The organism is bacterium, from assembly GCA_037128595.1.
In the GTDB taxonomy this organism is placed as follows: Bacteria; Verrucomicrobiota; Kiritimatiellia; order CAIKKV01; family CAITUY01; genus JAABPW01.
This window is the reverse complement of record JBAXWB010000029.1, coordinates 1-15,369: the sequence shown is the minus strand read 5'-3', so window position 1 is coordinate 15,369 and position 15,369 is coordinate 1. Positions and strand designations below refer to the sequence as shown.

The window sequence follows — 15,369 nt, the reverse complement described above, 5'->3', positions numbered from 1 at the left end:
TTCTGCTATTTCAATAAAAAAAGGAAAAAACTTTTGAACCGCTCCGGTTCATTTAGACCAGATCAGGAATCCGGCCACAATCAGGGCAAGGGCAATCCGGTAATATCCGAAGACCGACATGGGATGCTTTTGAAGATAGCTGACCAGCCACTTGACGGCGATGGCGGCCGACACCAAGGCGGTGGTCAGTCCGACCAACGGTGCCTGCCAGCCATAGATGGCCAGAATGTCGCCTCCATATTTCAGGGTGTCCAAGGCCGTGGCCGCGCTCAGGGTGAGCAGCCCGAGCAGGAAACTGAACTCGACGGCCGCCATCAGGGAGAGCCCGACCCAGAGCCCGCCCAGGATGGTCGCCAGACTGCGGCTGACGCCGGGCCACATGGCGAGAATCTGTACGGCCCCGATCAGTAATGCCATCTTCCAGGTCAGTTCTGCCAGGGAGCGGGTCGGTCGGCCAGGACCCGTGGCGTGGCGCCGTCGCCATTCGATGACGAGAATGGCGAGGCCGCCGACGAGCCAGGCGGCGACCACTGGCCATAAGCCCATCTCTCCGCCCCCGAACAGATGATGCTTGATCCATTTTTCAAGGGTGAGCCCCGCGATCAGGGCGGGAATAAATGCGGTGAGCACATTGAGGCCCAGTCGCAAGCCTTCAGGATTCTTTCCGATCAGGCCTGCGGCAATTCCGCGAAGCCGGCGGAAATAGAGCCCTGCGACCGCGAGAATGGCTCCGGCCTGAATGCAAATGGCGTAGGCCTCGGAGGCATCCTTGGTCGAGGCGCTCTGGCCAATGTGCATGAGTTTCATTGTCAGGAGCAGATGCCCGGTTGAACTGACCGGAAGGTATTCAGTGATACCTTCAACCACTCCGAGAACAGCCGCTTGCAGCAGATCCATGGTGAGAGACTCCTTCAGGGACTACATGATTTTGAGTTTAGGCAGATCCTGAATGTCGACGGCGCCCACCAGTTTGTTGTGCCCGTCCACCACCAGAAGATCATCAATGTTATGTTTCTCGAAGAGCTGGAGCACGTCCACAGCCAACCCATCGGCTTTCACCATGATGGGATTGCGGGTCATGAGGGTTGCCACCGGCATATTGACGATATCCGGGTATTGCGGAAGATGCCGTCGGAGATCTCCGTCGGTAAAAATGCCGAGCACCCGGCCCGCTTTGTCGAGCACTCCGGCGGAGCCGCTACGGCCCTTGGTCATGGCCAGAATGACATCCTTGATTTTTGCGGTGGAGGAAACGGTGGCCACGCGATTGCCCTTGCGCATGATATCCGATACACGAAGCAGGAGGGTCCGTCCAATGGCCCCCGCAGGGTGACGGCGTGCGTAGTCTTCGATTTTGAACCCGCGGGTATCCAGCAACACCATGGCCAGCGCATCTCCCACCGCTAGGGTCGCGGTGGTGCTGGTCGTGGGTGCCATATTGAAAGGGCAGGCTTCCCGTTCCACGGCCACGGAGATCACCTCATCGCTCAATTTCCCCATCGCGCTGTTGGGTTTGCCGGTCAGGGAGACCACTTTGATGCCGAACCGGCGGACCAGCGGCAGCAGGTTGAGGATCTCCTCCGACTCCCCGCTGTAACTCAGGGCGAGCAGGATATCCGCCGGCGCCAGAATGCCCAGATCCCCATGCATCGCCTGGATGGGGTTGAGGAAGACGCTCGTGGTGCCGGTGCTGGCCAGGGTGGCGGAAATCTTTTCGCCGATATGGAGATTTTTCCCCACCCCGGTGACCACTACCTTGCCGCCGGCCTGGGTGGCCTGGATAATCATCTGGACGGCTTTGGTGAACCGGGAGTCCAGGTCACGCTGGACCTTTTGCAGGCCTTCAATTTCCATCTGGATGACCGCCCGTCCGCGTAGGATGGACTGGGACGCCTTGAGAGAGCGGGGGGAGGAGTTCTTTTTTTTGGTGGTCATACGGTCAGGCTTCCAGAATGGCATCGGTAATGGCGGTTCCCATCTCGGCGGTTCCCGCCACGGTCTGGGAGGGCGACGTGGTGATGTCCCGCGTCCGGATCCCCTGGGCCAGCACGGCTTCCACCGCCTGCTCAATGGCCTTGGCGGCATCATCGCGGTGAAGCGAGTGGCGCAGCATCAGGGCAGCCGAAAGGATTTGTGCGATCGGGTTGGCAATCCCTTTGCCCGCAATATCCGGCGCTGAGCCGCCCGCCGGTTCATACAAGCCGAAGCCGGTCTCGTTCAGGCTGGCGGAGGGAAGCATGCCCAGTGAGCCGGACAGCATGGCGGTTTCATCGCTGATAATGTCGCCGAACATATTCGGGCAGAGCATGACGTCGAACTGCTGGGGCGAACGCACCAGTTGCATGGCGGCATTGTCGACATACATATGTTGGAGGGTGACATCAGGATACGCGAGCCCGATCCCGGTCACCACCTCGCGCCACAGCACCATGGAGGTCAGTACGTTGGCCTTGTCGATGGAGGTCACTTTTTTGCGGCGTTGCCGCGCCATCTCAAAGGCCATGTGGGACACGCGCTCGATTTCATGGCGGGTATAGGCCATGGTGTCAAACGCCCGTTCGCCGGGGCCGGAGCCTTCCCGGCCCTTGGGTTGGCCGAAATAGACATCGCCCGTCAATTCCCTGACGCACAGGATATCAAATCCGGCCGGGCATAAGTCCGGGCGGATGGGTGAGCAGGGCAGCATCGAGACGGGCAGTTTGGCCGGGCGCAGGTTGCAGAACAGTCCGAAATGTTTGCGCAGGGGGAGGAGGGCACCCCGTTCAGGTTGTTGGGCGGGCGGCAGCTTTTCCCATTTCGGACCCCCGACAGAACCGAAAAGGATGGCCTTGCTGGCTTCGCAGGTTTTCAGAGTGCTTTCAGGGAGGGCATTGCCATGTCGGTCAATGGCGGCGCCTCCGACATCGGCATGCGTGAATTTCAGGTTGTAGTCAAACCGCTTCTGAATGGCACCAAGGACTTTCAATCCCTGCTCCATGACTTCCGGGCCAATTCCATCACCACTTAATACTGCAATTTGGGTCGTGTTACTCATAGGGGTGGGATGATGCCCAGAGCGGGGGAGGGTGTCAAGTCAGAGGTCACGGGGTATCAGGACAAAAATTTAGCGATGACCGGGCCCATGTCGCTTTTCAAATACGCGAGCCAAGCGGCCTGCACAGGGGGCCAGGGGGCCAGCAGGCCGGACGAGGTCTGGCATAGATCGGTGATACTGTGGCGAGCCCGGGCCTGATCCGTGTTACTGGCAGAGACGGAGGTGAGTTTGCCGCGGGCGGCATCCTGCCCCAGATCCTTGCCGTCGAGTTCACCCTTGCCGGAGGCATCCATCAGGTCATCGGCCATTTGAAACGCGGTGCCCATCTGGTAGCCGGCTTCCATTAACGCGTCCGCCCGGGGGCCATTGCGCCCATCGGCGGCGGCCGCCGCAAACGCAAACAGGGAACCGGTTTTTCGCCGGATCATCGACACGCTTTTTCCCCAGTCACCCGGGGCACCGCGCGTGACCAGCTCCTGTTCAACCTCGGCATCACACATTTCCGCCGACATGCGCACCAACAACCCGCCTAAACGGCGGTTTTCAATCTCTTCCAACATTTGCACGGCCTTGCAGACCATCAGGTCACCAAGCAGGATGGCGCCGGAGACGCTTTTTTCCTGCCAGAACGTGGGGGCGCCACGCCTCAGCATTCCGCCGTCCACCACATCATCATGCAACAGGCTGGCGGCATGGACCATTTCCACCGCGGCGGCGGCCCGGATCAGATCATCCCGATTGGCACCGCTGGCCGCCCCGATGGTCAGGGTTAGCTTTGCCCGCAGCATCTTGCCCCCCCCGATCACCCGTGAAATCTCATTGATCAGAGGGGCCAGCGAGGTTGTACGAAGACTGTCAAACATCTTGTCCCTCACGTCGTTCAGACAGGCAGGTGCGGGCTCATGAGTTTTTTCAGTGCTAACAGCGGCATTCATGGTCGGATTTATACAGAGGATTCTTATGGATGGTCAACGGAATTGATAGAAATGGTATTGTTCTTGTGTAGTCAGGGTGCTGAATGGCATATTTGAAGGCCATTTAGCGCGCAACGGAAGGAAGCAATGTGAATAGAATATTAGTAAAGAAACAATTATCCGATGATGTGTACCTGATGCGACTTGCGGCGCCGCACATTGCGCGCGAACGGCTGCCTGGCCAATTTGTCATCCTCCAGTTGGACAACGAATTCGGGGAACGCATTCCTTTGACCATTGCCGACGCCGATCCGGTGGAAGGGTCGATCACCATTATTTTTCAGGCGGTGGGCAAGACGACCCATAATCTGGCGGACAAGCAGGTCGGGGATCGCGTACGGAGCGTGCTGGGTCCGTTGGGCCAGCCTACGCATATTGAGAAATTCGGGACGGTGGTGTGTGTGGGTGGCGGGATTGGGGTCGCCCCCCTTCATCCGATCGTCAAGGGGATGAAGGCGGCGGGCAATCGCATCATCCTCATTGTCGGGGCGCGCTCCCGGAACCTCATTATCATGGAAGAGGAGATGCGCGCACTGGCGGATGAATTTATTGTCTGTACGGATGATGGGTCCTATGGCCGTAAATGCCTGGTGACTGAACCGCTTAAAGAGTTGTGTGAACGGGTGCCGAAACCCGATCTGGCGGTGGCGATCGGGCCGCCCATCATGATGAAGTTCTGTGCTGAAACGACCCGGCCCTATGCCGTTCCGACGGTGGTGTCACTCAATACCATCATGATCGACGGGACGGGAATGTGCGGTGGTTGCCGGGTGTCGGTGGGGGGGCAAATGAAATTCGGGTGCGTGGATGGTCCTGAGTTCGACGGACACAAGGTGGATTTTAATAACCTGATGCAGCGCCTGAAAGCGTATCGGAAGACCGAAGAGCACGCCCATCATAAATGTCATCTGGATTCGGAAATCCATCAGAAGGAGCAGAGCCCGTCATGAGTCATATCCCCCCCGAAGCGTTGGCTGAAGCCGCTACCGCCACCTTGGCTGCCATCACCCAGCGGGCCGCGCCCCTGACGCCCCGTGACCGGTTGGGCATTCCTGTTCAGGAGATGCCGACGCAGGATCCCGCCGTGCGCCGGCGGAATGTCCAGGAAGTGGCGAATGGCTACACCCCTGAGCAGGCCCGGCTGGAATCGATGCGCTGCCTGCAGTGCAAAAACGCGCCCTGTATTCAGGGCTGCCCGGTCCGGATTGATATTCCCGGATTCCTGAAATCGGCGGCGACGGGCGATTTTGAGGGGGCGTGCGCGATCATCAAGCAGAGCAGTCTGTTGCCTGCCGTCTGCGGCCGGGTTTGTCCCCAGGAGGTCCAGTGTCAGGAAAATTGCACGGTGGGCAAGGCCTTGAAGAGTGTGGATAAGGCGGTTTCGATCGGACGCGTTGAACGCTTTGTGGCGGATCTCGAGCGTGAGACCGGCCGCACCAAGCCTCCGGTCATCAAACCGGAAACCGGCAAAAAAGTGGCCGTGATCGGAACCGGGCCGGCCAGTATCACGGTCGCCGCCGATGTGCGGCGTGAAGGACATCAGGTGGTGATGTTTGAGGCGTTTCATAAGCCCGGCGGCGTGTTGGTCTATGGTATCCCTGAGTTCCGGCTGCCCAAGCGGATTGTGCAGGCGGAGTTTGATGCCTTGACGGGCATGGGCGTGGAGTTGCATACGAACTTTGTGATCGGGCGTACGCGCAAGCTGAAGGCCCTGCTGGATGAGGATGGATTTGACGCGGTGTTCATCGGGACGGGGGCAGGGTTGCCGAAATTCATGAATATGGAGGGAGAAAACCTGGTAGGCGTGTTTTCCGCCAATGAGTACCTGACCCGGGCGAACCTGATGAAGGCCTATGATTTCGACCGGGCCGACACCCCCATCTATCGCACCGGCAAGGTCGCGGTGCTGGGCGGCGGGAACGTCGCTATGGATGCGGCACGGACAGCGGTGCGTCTGGGGGCTGAGGAAGTGCATGTGATTTATCGCCGGACCGAGGTCGAAATGCCCGCCCGGATTGAGGAGATTGCCCACGCCAAGGAGGAGGGGGTCATCTTCCATCTTCTCGAAAACGCCAAGCGCCTGATTGGTGACGAGAATGGCTGTGTCACCGGCATGGAGTGTCTGCGTTATGAACTGGGGGAACCGGATGCGTCCGGTCGCCGCCGCCCGGTGGAGCTCAAGGGGAGCGAGTTCATCCGTGAGATCGGTACGGTGATTGTGGCCATCGGCAATGACTCCAATCCGTTGATCCCGCGGACCACCGAGGGACTGAAAACCACCAAGTGGGGCAATATCATTGTGGATGATAATGGCAAGACTTCGCTGGATCGCGTTTTCGCGGGTGGCGACATTGTGCTGGGGGCCGCCACCGTCATTCTGGCGATGGGCGAAGGTCGCCGTGCCGCCGCGTCCATCAACCAATTGTTAGGATCGTAATTCATGATATTTCCCGAAAAACAGAGCATTCAGCGCTATCTCCGGAACCAATTGATTTCCGGTTTATTTGTCCTGGTGCCCCTGTGGGTCACCTACGTGGTGGTGGTCGCTATTTTCAATGCCATGGCCTCTGTGCTCCAACCGATTGTCAGCCGGTTGCCCATGGAGGTGCCCTACTGGGTTGAGTTAGTGATCTCCATCCTGGCCTTCGTGATTCTGGTGCTCGTCGTGGGCATTGTGGCGGGGCGGGTAGTGGGCCAGCGGTTCCTGAGCTGGGGCGAGTCCTTTATCCTCAAAATCCCCGTCATCAAGGCCATTTATTCGGCCGCCAAGCAGGTGGTGGATGCGGTGTCCGTGCCAAACCGGAAAACCTTCAAATCGGTGGTGGTTATTGAGTATCCCCGCCCCGGCATCAAGGTGATCGGGTTTCTGACGGGGATGACCGCGGATGAAACGAGGGAGACCTGGTGCCGTATTTTTATTCCCATGTCGCCGCTTCCCACTTCGGGGTTTTTACATCTGGTGCCGGCCCGTGAGGTGCGGATGACGGATCTTAGCGTGGAGGATGCCTTCAAGATGCTGATCTCGGGCGGCGTGATTGCCCCCGATAAACTCGAAACGCGCCCGGTCGATGTGAATCTGTAAAGGGCCAAGCTCATGCCGGTGACGCCATTCCAGCAGCGGGTGTATGAGGCGATCAGCCTGATTCCCAAAGGGGAAGTGGCCACTTATAAAGGGGTGGCTGATTTTCTGGGCTGTGGCTCGCCGCGTGCCGTGGGGCAGGCCTTGAAGATCAACCCGTTTGCCCCGCAGGTGCCTTGTCACCGGGTGATTGCCGCCAACCTTACCCTGGGCGGGTTTCAGGGGGAGCGGGAAGGGGCCGCCATTGAGCGGAAGCGCCGGCGGCTGGCCCGTGAAGGGGTTCAATTTAAAGACGGGAAACTGGTCGAACCCGACCGGGTATTTTCCTTTACGAGGAGCCACCATGAAACATGATCAGGATATCCGGCATTATCAGGACATGGACCGCCAGAGTATCTGGCATCCCTACACCCGGTTTTCGGCACTGAAAGCCGGACCCCTCCCGATCATTACCCGCGGGGAGGGAATCTACCTCTATGATGCGGAGGGCCGGAAATATCTGGACGCCATTTCCTCCTGGTGGGCCTGCAATCTGGGGCATGGGCATCCGGCCGTCATCGACGCCATCATTACCCAGACCCGTGAACTCCAGCACAGCATTCTGGGAAATCTGTCCCACCCCCGCGCCATCGAACTGGCCGCCCGGATCGTGGGGCTGTTCCCCGATGACCGGCGGGTGATGTTTGCCAGTGATGGCTCCTGTGCCGTGGAGGCCGCGCTCAAGATCGCCCTGCAGTATTGGTACAACATGGGCCAGACCCACAAGACGAAATTCATTTCACTGGATTTCGCCTATCATGGCGATACGCTGGGAGCCGTGTCGGTCGGGTATTTGGAGGCGTTTCACAAGCCGTTCAAAAGCGCCCTGTTCCCCGTTTTCCAGGCCCCTTCGCCCTGTTGCGGCACCTGTGCCTTTCATGCCCCGGAGCAGGACTGTGTCCAGGAGTGTATTGATACAATGCGGACGCTGATCAGGGAGCATGCCCATGAAGTGGCGGCGGTGATTATTGAGCCGATGTGCCAGGGCTCGGGCGGGATGCGGATCCATACGGCGGCCTATCTGAAGGCGCTGGCTGAAACCTGCCAGCGTGAGGGGGTTTTGTTGATTGTGGATGAAATTGCGGTCGGCATGGGCCGGACTGGTAAACTCTTCGCATTTGAGCATGCCGGGATTCTGCCTGATATTGTCTGCATGGGAAAAAGTCTTTCGGCCGGCTATCTTCCGATCAGTGCCGCCGTGGTGCGGGCTGCGATTTATGAAACCTTCCGCGACCAGCCCGAAGACCATACGTTTTATCATGGGCACACCTTTGCGGGGAACCCGATTGCGGCGGCGGCCGCAGTGGCCACCTTGCGGGTGTACGAAACCGAGGGGATTGTGGCGCAGGCCGAGACGATGGGCCGGATACTGGCCGAAGAATTGGCCCCGTTGGCCGCCCTCCCCGGGGTGCGGAATATCCGGTCTCTGGGGCTGATTGGCGTCGTGGAACTTGAGGATGATCAGGAGGGCTCCGGGACCCGGCGTGCCATCCAGATCCGGGATCGCCTGCGCGCCAATGGGATCCTGCTGCGGCCGCTGGGCCCCGTGATCTATGTCATGCCCCCGCTCATTATTCCCGAACCGTCTTTGCGGTATCTGGTCCAGGCCATCGGCAAGGTGATCCGGGAGAGCTGACTTCAATAACTATACTGACTGCCGCCGATGAACTCGCGCAGCAATGAGGTGGGGGGGACCATGGCGTCCTGGGGGATGGCCTCGAGCGGGGCCAGTAGATCGTGAACCCGCTTGGCGCGGACATAGGCATCCTGGCGGCGGGAATCCGACTGGAACTGCGTCATGGCTTGTGGCAGATATTCCCAGAGCCGGGCCTTGAGTAAAGGCAACTCGAAGGGGAGCGCGGTGTTGACGATGAAGTCCACTTCGCCGATGAAGGGGATGATGTATTTCAATTCACTGCGGCGGACGTAATGCCAATGGGTCAGCGTCCCGATGGGTTGCAGGTTCCGGTGCGCCTTGTCCCGGATCATCCGGCGCAGCAGCCGGTTGTCCGCCCATCGCATAAAGGTGCCGTCCATGGCCCGTAGTTGGCCGAGCGTCTCCACATAAAGCCGGAACTTATGGGAGGCAGGCACGGCGCTCGTCATCTCCCCGTAGAGTCCGTGAAGGCTGTCCAGCAGCAGGATTTCATTGTCCGCTAAATGCATCTCCTGGACCGCCAGGGTGCTTTTGCCTGTTTTGAAATTATAGAAAGGGGTTTTAATGGAGTGGCCCGCCAGCAGTTCGCCCAGATGCTGGTTGATCAGCTCCAGGTTCAAGGCCTGTGGGGTCTCGTAGTCATAGTCCCCGAATTCATCGCGCGGGTGCTTCTCCAGATCGAAGAAATAGTGGTCGATATTAATGGCCTTGAGCTTTTTACCGACGCGCTGGAGGGCTTCGCCGATTTTAATGGTGGTCGTGGTTTTCCCCGAGGAGGAGGGGCCGGACACAATGATCAGGCGCGTGTCATCGCCCCGGGCGAGGATGGCGTCGGTGGCGCTCTGGATCTCCCCTGAAAACCGCTCTTCCGAGGAGCGGACCAGGGCGGGAAAGGACCCTTTGTGAAGGTGCTCATTCAGGGCTTCGACGCTTTCGCAGCGGTACGCCATATTCCAGAGAAGCACCTCGTAGATCTTTTTGTAGGGAATATTGTCGGTGACTTCGAAGGTAATGGACCGGGTGGCCCGCCGCATGGCGCGCTGGCTGCGGTAGGTGATATAATTGTGGGCCAACTTGATCTGGTGGTTCTCAATCAGCGTCTTCTCCACGATATCCTGGATATCCTCGACGGAGGGCAGCATATCGCCGGGATAGGCCTCGGTCAGGGCGGTTTCTACCTGGGCGGAGAGCGATTCCGCCAGGGTCCGGTCCGGGTTTCCGGTTGAAGTGGTCGCCTTGAAAATCGCGGTGGTGATCCGCTCCCGGTCATAGGTGACCAGATTGCCGTTCCGCTTCACAATCGTCTGGATGGGTTGTTGCATGTCTGGGCCTTCTCTAGTCTTTTTCGCCCTTTGGATCAATTCCTGTTTTCAATTGGAAACAGGACGGTTTCAGGTTAAACTGGGCCGCATCAGATGAAAATGCAGGACATCCTATGAATGAGCAACACCCCCGCGATCCCCTCCATGGCATCAAGTTGACCACGATCCTGGACGCGTTACTCGAGCGCTTTGGCTGGGATGAATTGGGCCGACGGATCCCGATCCGCTGCTTCACGATGAATCCCAGTATCAATTCCAGCTTGAAATTCCTGCGGCGGACGCCCTGGGCCCGTGAAAAAGTCGAAGGCCTGTATCTGCGCTATATCGCCGGGGCCAACTCCGAGCCGGGCTGATCTTCCTGCTTGTTGTAGACATCCTTCAAGCCCGTGATGAAGTTCCTGAGAAACTGATCCCCGCAGGGTTTGAAGTTCTGGTGATGCTTCTGCCGGAACAAGGCCCCGAGCTCGGAACGGGTGACCACCGCGCCCGCCTTCTGCATGATGGCCATCACATCCTCTTCTTTCAGCTCAAGGGCGATGCGTAATTTTTTCAGGATATCGTTGTTGCTCAGATGGCAGTCGGGGTCAACCGGTACCGGGGGCGCGTTCGGCCGGGCCCCTCGGCGCTTGATGATGAAGCCGTCAAGGAAGGCCGTGAGTACGGCATCGGAACACTCGACAAACCCATCCTCGCCTTCGCGTTTGAGGAGACCCTGAATGGTGTCTCGGGTGAGCGAGACACGGCTCACCCTGAAGATCTCAACCAGTTTATTGTCGTTCAGGTTCAGATTATAACGCAGTCGTTTGAGCGTATCATTATTCGTAAGAGGCATGCGGGTCTTTCTGTTTTCGGATTTCCGGTATTAGTGTTTCCGGGCGTGAACATGGCGGGGGGCCGCTGCACCTTTTTGAAGGGTGCCGCTCCGCGGTTTCATAAGAGGGGGCGGCTCAGACACCGATGGGGGTGCAGCCTGTCGGGAAGCGTGGATGGCATTGATTTTATCCAATAATTGCAGACGTTCGGTTGCATTCATAAGCGCTCCTTTAATAAAACGGCCCACGCGGGCTATATACTGCTGATCCTTGGGGATGTCGATTAATTATTACCCATTTTTTTCAGGAGGAAGGGTTCAGCATGAAATCACTACTGGCCCATCAGGGAAACCCTGATGGCACTATCAGGGTTTCCCTCATTGTGCAAAAAAAGGCGATCCCGTACTATCCCAAGGTTGATTTTTATAATCTATATATGGTGTGCTTTGTATTGACAACCACTATATGTTGTATCATTGTCGCCGTTTTTCACAAAGGAAACCTACATGAAGACCAGTCGTAAGACACACCTTGGAATGGGTAATGACGCTTTGAATTTGACGGAAAACAGCTTGGCGGTGCTTCGGGCCCGCTATCTTCGCAGGGATGAGAAAGGCGAACTTGCCGAGACGCCCGAGGAACTGATTCATCGTGTGGCGGCGGCGGTGGCAACGGCCGAGACGGCCTATGGGGCGGATGCGGCCCGGGTAGATGCCGTCGCCGGCGAGTTCTACCGGTGGATGGCGGATGGGACCTTCATGCCGAACTCGCCCACGTTGATGAACGCCGGCCGGGAGGCCGGGTTGCTCTCGGCCTGTTTTGTTCTGCCGGTGGAGGACACCATCGACGGGATTTTCTCCAGCATCCGGAACACGGCGCTGATTCAGAAAGCTGGCGGGGGGACGGGCTTCAGCTTCAGCCGGCTCCGCCCCCGGAACGACCGGGTCGCGTCCAGCAGCGGGACTACGTCGGGGCCCATTTCGTTTATGAAGGTGTTCAGCAAGGCCACGGATGCGATTCAGCAGGGGGCTTTCCGCCGGGGTGCCAATATGGGGATTATGCGCATTGATCACCCGGATATTGTGGAGTTTATCAACGCCAAGCAGGATCTGAGTGAGCTCACGAATTTCAACTTGTCCGTGGGGATCACGGAGGCGTTCATGCGGCAATGGTACGCCAACCCGTCGGCGGGGCATATCGTGCGCAATCCCCGTAACGGGGTGGAGTCGAATCTCGCCGGACCGGAGGGGAAAGACTGGACCGTCGGGGCGCTGTTCGATCTGATCATTGAGCGGGCCTGGCGGACGGGTGAGCCGGGGGTGGTGTTCCTGGACCGCATCAATGAGGATAATCCCACGCCGCATATCGGCACCATTGAGGCCACCAACCCCTGTGGGGAACAGCCCCTGTTGCCCTATGAGAGTTGCAATCTGGGCAGCATCAATGTGGCCAAGTTCGTTAAGGAAAAAGCGCCGGAGGCGGGATTCGACTATGATGCCTTCCGCCAGGTGATCCAGGTGGCCATGCGGTTTCTCGACAATGTCATTGATATCAACCGCTATCCCATTCCGGAGACCGCCGAGATCAGCCGCAACAACCGCAAGATCGGGTTGGGTATCATGGGATTTGCCGACGCTTTGTTCGCGCTGGGCATCCCCTATGACAGTGAAGAAGGGGTGACCTTCGCCGAGCAGTTGATGCAGTTCCTGAATGAGGAATCGCACCGGGCCTCAGTGGTGCTCGCCGGCGAGCGCGGGGTGTTCCCAAACTGGAAGGGAAGCATCTGGGAGCCACGCGGGATCAATATGCGCAACGCTTGCACGACGACGGTGGCCCCCACGGGCACCATCAGTATCATTGCCAATTGTTCCGGTGGCATCGAGCCGCTCTTCTCCCTGGTCTTTTTCCGTAATGTGATGGACGGGCAGCGCCTGCTGGAGGTGAACAGTCCGTTTGAGCGGGTGGCCCGGGAACAGAAATTCTTCAGCAAGGATCTGATGAAGCGGATTGCCGAGCAGGGGTCCATCCGGGCCATGTCCGACCTTCCCGAAGGGGTCCGGCGGGTGTTCTGCACCGCCCATGATATTGCGCCCGAATGGCATATCCGTATGCAGGCGGCATTCCAGAAGCACTGCGACGCCTCCATCTCCAAGACGATCAATTTCCCGCATGATGCGACCGTGGAGGAGGTGCGTAAGATTTATCTCTCGGCCTATGAGCACCGGTGCAAAGGGGTGACCGTATACCGGGACGGGTGCCGGCAGAATCAACCCATGGCGCTGGCCGCGAAGAAGGAGGAGGGCCAGCAGAAGGAGCTGCCCGTGAGCCCGATCAGTCCCATGCCACTTCCCGAAATCATGTCGGCCATCCGGGTGAAGCAGGTGACCCCCTTCGGCAATATGCATATCAAGATCGTGGTGGATCCCGTCGCCCAGCGGGAATATGAGATTTTCGCCCAGCTCGGGAAGGGGGGCGACATTGCCTGTTCGGATCTGGAAGGCATGTGCCGGTTGATCTCCCTCTACCTGCGGGTCAACGGCTCTCTGGATGATATCGTGGCGCAACTCGATGGGATCGGCTCGAGTTTATCCGTGCCCACCAAGGACGGGCGGATTGCCTCGCTGGCCGACGGACTCGCCAAGGCGATCAAAAAGTACCAACGGGCCAAGGCGATTTCCGGCCTGCATGCCCTGCTGCTGGGGCAGGTAGACCTGTCTGCCATTGCCCGAGGGACGAAAGCCGGGGGTGGCCCCGCGCAGACCAGCGGGAACGGGGAGGAACTCAATGGGTTCAAGATCAAATGTCCGGAATGTGGCGGAGCCATTATCTTTGAGGAAGGCTGCACCAAATGTCATGGTTGCGGGTTCTCCCAGTGCTGAGCCGCGCCGGATAGTGCTTGATCTCCCCCTGTATTTTTTGGCATTGTCCCGCGTTCCTTAGCCAGCTTAGCTCAGTTGGCAGAGCAGCTGATTTGTAATCAGCAGGTCATCGGTTCAAGTCCGATAGCTGGCTCCATTAAAGGCAGTGAGACAGGCGTGGGTAGAACTCGGGTAACAGGCCAATTTACCATAGGCGAAATCTACCCGATTTTGTGAATTAGTATGCTTTCCAGTACGCTCATGCGATACATGGAGACTATACGGGAATTGTACCGCTGATTGAAAATCAGAGGGCCGTGAGTTCATTTTTTGCGCCCCATAAACCACTTGATGGCCGCAACGATCATGAATGCAGGGATGGCGACCAATACCGATTCCCAAAAGCTTAAATTCGAAGTAGTCATTTAATTTCCCTTCAATTCTCTATTTTCTCCCACCTAATCCAACAACGCCAGCGGCCCGGTGCCGGATTGACAAAGGGCGTGGAACTTCGCCACAGTGTTTCCCATCCTTGCACTTACCTCCTTCGGACTCCATCTTTTCCCATAGCCATTCGTTGATTAGCTGCGATGGTTTGCGATGTTTTAGGGTTGCCTGCTCTTCCAGCCACTGTTTTACCTCGGCGTCAACTGTGATTCCCATCGCTGGTTTCTTACGAACGGTCTTCTTTTTATCTTCGTTCATGATAATCACCGCCTTTCAATGTTCAACATTGTTGCATAAAACGCAAGCAGGCGAAACAGAAATCGGATTCAATAAAGTTTCAAAAAGTTGTTGAACATTGTCGAACAGTGTTCTATCTTGCTCGACATGAAAGCAAAACGAGTTTCCTTCCGTCTTGAGCCCGAAGTTAAAGCGTGGCTTCTCCGATCAGCGGCAAAAAAACGAACTTCTGAATCTGAGGTCGCCCGTCAAATCATCTACGAAAAGTTTGAGAAGAGGCACGCGAAGTGAGTAAGCAATGACTCCCGCCCCTCACATCATTTCCACAATCAAGGCACTCATGGTCGGATATCCAGAGTCGCACACATCACGGGTGATTGACGCCTTAAAGCGCGGCCCCAGGGTGACGGTGATGGAGTTGGCCCGGACGTGCAAGGTGACAAGGCGCACCATTTGGAAATGGATCAAGGTGGGGAAGTTGCCGCAACCCAAGAAGCAGGGGAAGCGGTTGAGGTTTTGGGATTACGAGCAGGTCAAGGACCTGATGAACGCGGGAGGTTCAAATGATTGACTATTACGAAGTGATGCGCTCGCGGCAACAAAAACAACGGGAAGCCGAAGCGATCATGGCAAAGCGCCGTGAAGCACTTGAGGCCGTGGCGTGTGCGGTAATCATGTTGTCAATGTTGGTGTGTCTATTGATTTGTGGTTAAGAGCAAACAAAAGTATGCGAAATGGAAAAGGAGAGCGATGTTCAAAATAGAAAAAATCAAGCAATGGAAGTCCGAAAAGTTTGAGCGATGGGGAACACCTTGGACTCGATTTACAAACGGTTCGGACAGTATTGAAATTCAGGACGGTGCCAGCATCGGTTACGGTGCCAGCATCGGTGACGGTGCCAGCATCGGTG

General features: G+C 57.6%; 17 protein-coding genes and 1 tRNA gene. 10 read left to right on the top strand and 8 right to left on the bottom strand.

Features of this window, described 5'->3' with window-relative positions; translation table 11 throughout:
• Positions 1-48: 48 nt before the first annotated feature.
• The 4 genes from WCS52_15735 to WCS52_15720 are packed head-to-tail and all read right to left on the bottom strand — an operon-like array spanning position 49 to position 3,897.
• Positions 49-897, bottom strand: a complete 849-nt coding sequence (locus WCS52_15735; protein ID MEI6168634.1) for an undecaprenyl-diphosphate phosphatase — start codon at positions 895-897, stop codon at positions 49-51.
• Between the two features lie 21 nt (positions 898-918).
• Positions 919-1,935: a KpsF/GutQ family sugar-phosphate isomerase gene (locus WCS52_15730; protein ID MEI6168633.1), complete on the bottom strand. Its 1,017-nt coding sequence runs from the start codon at positions 1,933-1,935 to the stop codon at positions 919-921.
• 4 nt (positions 1,936-1,939) lie between these two features.
• Positions 1,940-3,034, bottom strand: coding sequence for a 3-isopropylmalate dehydrogenase (leuB, locus tag WCS52_15725; protein MEI6168632.1), 1,095 nt, complete (start codon positions 3,032-3,034; stop codon positions 1,940-1,942).
• Between the two features lie 56 nt (positions 3,035-3,090).
• A complete protein-coding gene (locus tag WCS52_15720) occupies positions 3,091-3,897 on the bottom strand; it encodes a polyprenyl synthetase family protein (protein ID MEI6168631.1) in 807 nt (268 codons plus the stop codon).
• Positions 3,898-4,097: 200 nt separating this feature from the next.
• Between WCS52_15720 and WCS52_15715 the strand changes: the two genes are divergently transcribed.
• The 5 genes from WCS52_15715 to bioA are packed head-to-tail and all read left to right on the top strand — an operon-like array spanning position 4,098 to position 8,762.
• On the top strand, positions 4,098-4,958 hold the full coding sequence (locus WCS52_15715; protein MEI6168630.1) for a sulfide/dihydroorotate dehydrogenase-like FAD/NAD-binding protein: 861 nt from the start codon (positions 4,098-4,100) through the stop codon (positions 4,956-4,958).
• Positions 4,955-6,445, top strand: coding sequence for an NADPH-dependent glutamate synthase (gene gltA, locus WCS52_15710; GenBank protein ID MEI6168629.1), 1,491 nt, complete (start codon positions 4,955-4,957; stop codon positions 6,443-6,445). The genes WCS52_15715 and gltA overlap by 4 nt, the downstream gene beginning before the upstream one ends.
• Positions 6,446-6,448: 3 nt before the next feature.
• Positions 6,449-7,090, top strand: coding sequence for a DUF502 domain-containing protein (locus tag WCS52_15705; protein ID MEI6168628.1), 642 nt, complete (start codon positions 6,449-6,451; stop codon positions 7,088-7,090).
• A 12-nt stretch (positions 7,091-7,102) separates the two neighbouring features.
• Positions 7,103-7,441, top strand: coding sequence for an MGMT family protein (locus WCS52_15700; GenBank protein ID MEI6168627.1), 339 nt, complete (start codon positions 7,103-7,105; stop codon positions 7,439-7,441).
• Entirely contained in the window at positions 7,431-8,762 is a 1,332-nt protein-coding gene (gene bioA / locus WCS52_15695; protein ID MEI6168626.1) for an adenosylmethionine--8-amino-7-oxononanoate transaminase, read from the top strand. Before WCS52_15700 ends, bioA begins: the two co-directional genes overlap by 11 nt.
• A gap of 2 nt (positions 8,763-8,764) precedes the next feature.
• Here the strand turns inward: bioA and WCS52_15690 are convergent, their stop codons facing one another.
• Complete coding sequence (locus tag WCS52_15690) at positions 8,765-10,105, bottom strand: ATP cone domain-containing protein (protein ID MEI6168625.1); 1,341 nt, start codon at positions 10,103-10,105, stop codon at positions 8,765-8,767.
• Positions 10,106-10,218: 113 nt separating this feature from the next.
• On the opposite strand from WCS52_15690, the gene WCS52_15685 reads away from it, so the two are divergent.
• The gene (locus tag WCS52_15685) at positions 10,219-10,458 is read left to right on the top strand and encodes a VF530 family protein (GenBank protein MEI6168624.1); all 240 of its coding nucleotides are present in this window, start codon (positions 10,219-10,221) and stop codon (positions 10,456-10,458) included.
• Here WCS52_15685 and WCS52_15680 read toward each other — a convergent pair.
• Both WCS52_15680 and WCS52_15675 read right to left on the bottom strand, forming a co-directional pair.
• On the bottom strand, positions 10,425-10,937 hold the full coding sequence (locus WCS52_15680; GenBank protein MEI6168623.1) for a DUF1456 family protein: 513 nt from the start codon (positions 10,935-10,937) through the stop codon (positions 10,425-10,427). The genes WCS52_15685 and WCS52_15680 overlap by 34 nt on opposite strands.
• 30 nt (positions 10,938-10,967) lie before the next feature.
• Positions 10,968-11,138, bottom strand: a complete 171-nt coding sequence (locus WCS52_15675) for a hypothetical protein (protein MEI6168622.1) — start codon at positions 11,136-11,138, stop codon at positions 10,968-10,970.
• Positions 11,139-11,423: 285 nt separating this feature from the next.
• On the opposite strand from WCS52_15675, the gene WCS52_15670 reads away from it, so the two are divergent.
• Positions 11,424-13,796, top strand: coding sequence for a vitamin B12-dependent ribonucleotide reductase (locus WCS52_15670; protein MEI6168621.1), 2,373 nt, complete (start codon positions 11,424-11,426; stop codon positions 13,794-13,796).
• Between the two features lie 60 nt (positions 13,797-13,856).
• Positions 13,857-13,932, top strand: a tRNA-Thr gene (locus WCS52_15665).
• A gap of 287 nt (positions 13,933-14,219) precedes the next feature.
• On the opposite strand, the gene WCS52_15660 is transcribed toward WCS52_15665, so the two are convergent.
• Positions 14,220-14,480 carry a hypothetical protein gene (locus tag WCS52_15660; GenBank protein ID MEI6168620.1) on the bottom strand — a complete coding sequence of 87 codons (261 nt, stop codon included), beginning with the start codon at positions 14,478-14,480 and terminating at the stop codon, positions 14,220-14,222.
• A 277-nt stretch (positions 14,481-14,757) separates the two neighbouring features.
• Between WCS52_15660 and WCS52_15655 the strand changes: the two genes are divergently transcribed.
• On the top strand, positions 14,758-15,030 hold the full coding sequence (locus WCS52_15655; protein MEI6168619.1) for a helix-turn-helix domain-containing protein: 273 nt from the start codon (positions 14,758-14,760) through the stop codon (positions 15,028-15,030).
• Positions 15,023-15,172, top strand: coding sequence for a hypothetical protein (locus WCS52_15650; GenBank protein MEI6168618.1), 150 nt, complete (start codon positions 15,023-15,025; stop codon positions 15,170-15,172). The genes WCS52_15655 and WCS52_15650 overlap by 8 nt, the downstream gene beginning before the upstream one ends.
• Positions 15,173-15,369: the final 197 nt, after the last annotated feature.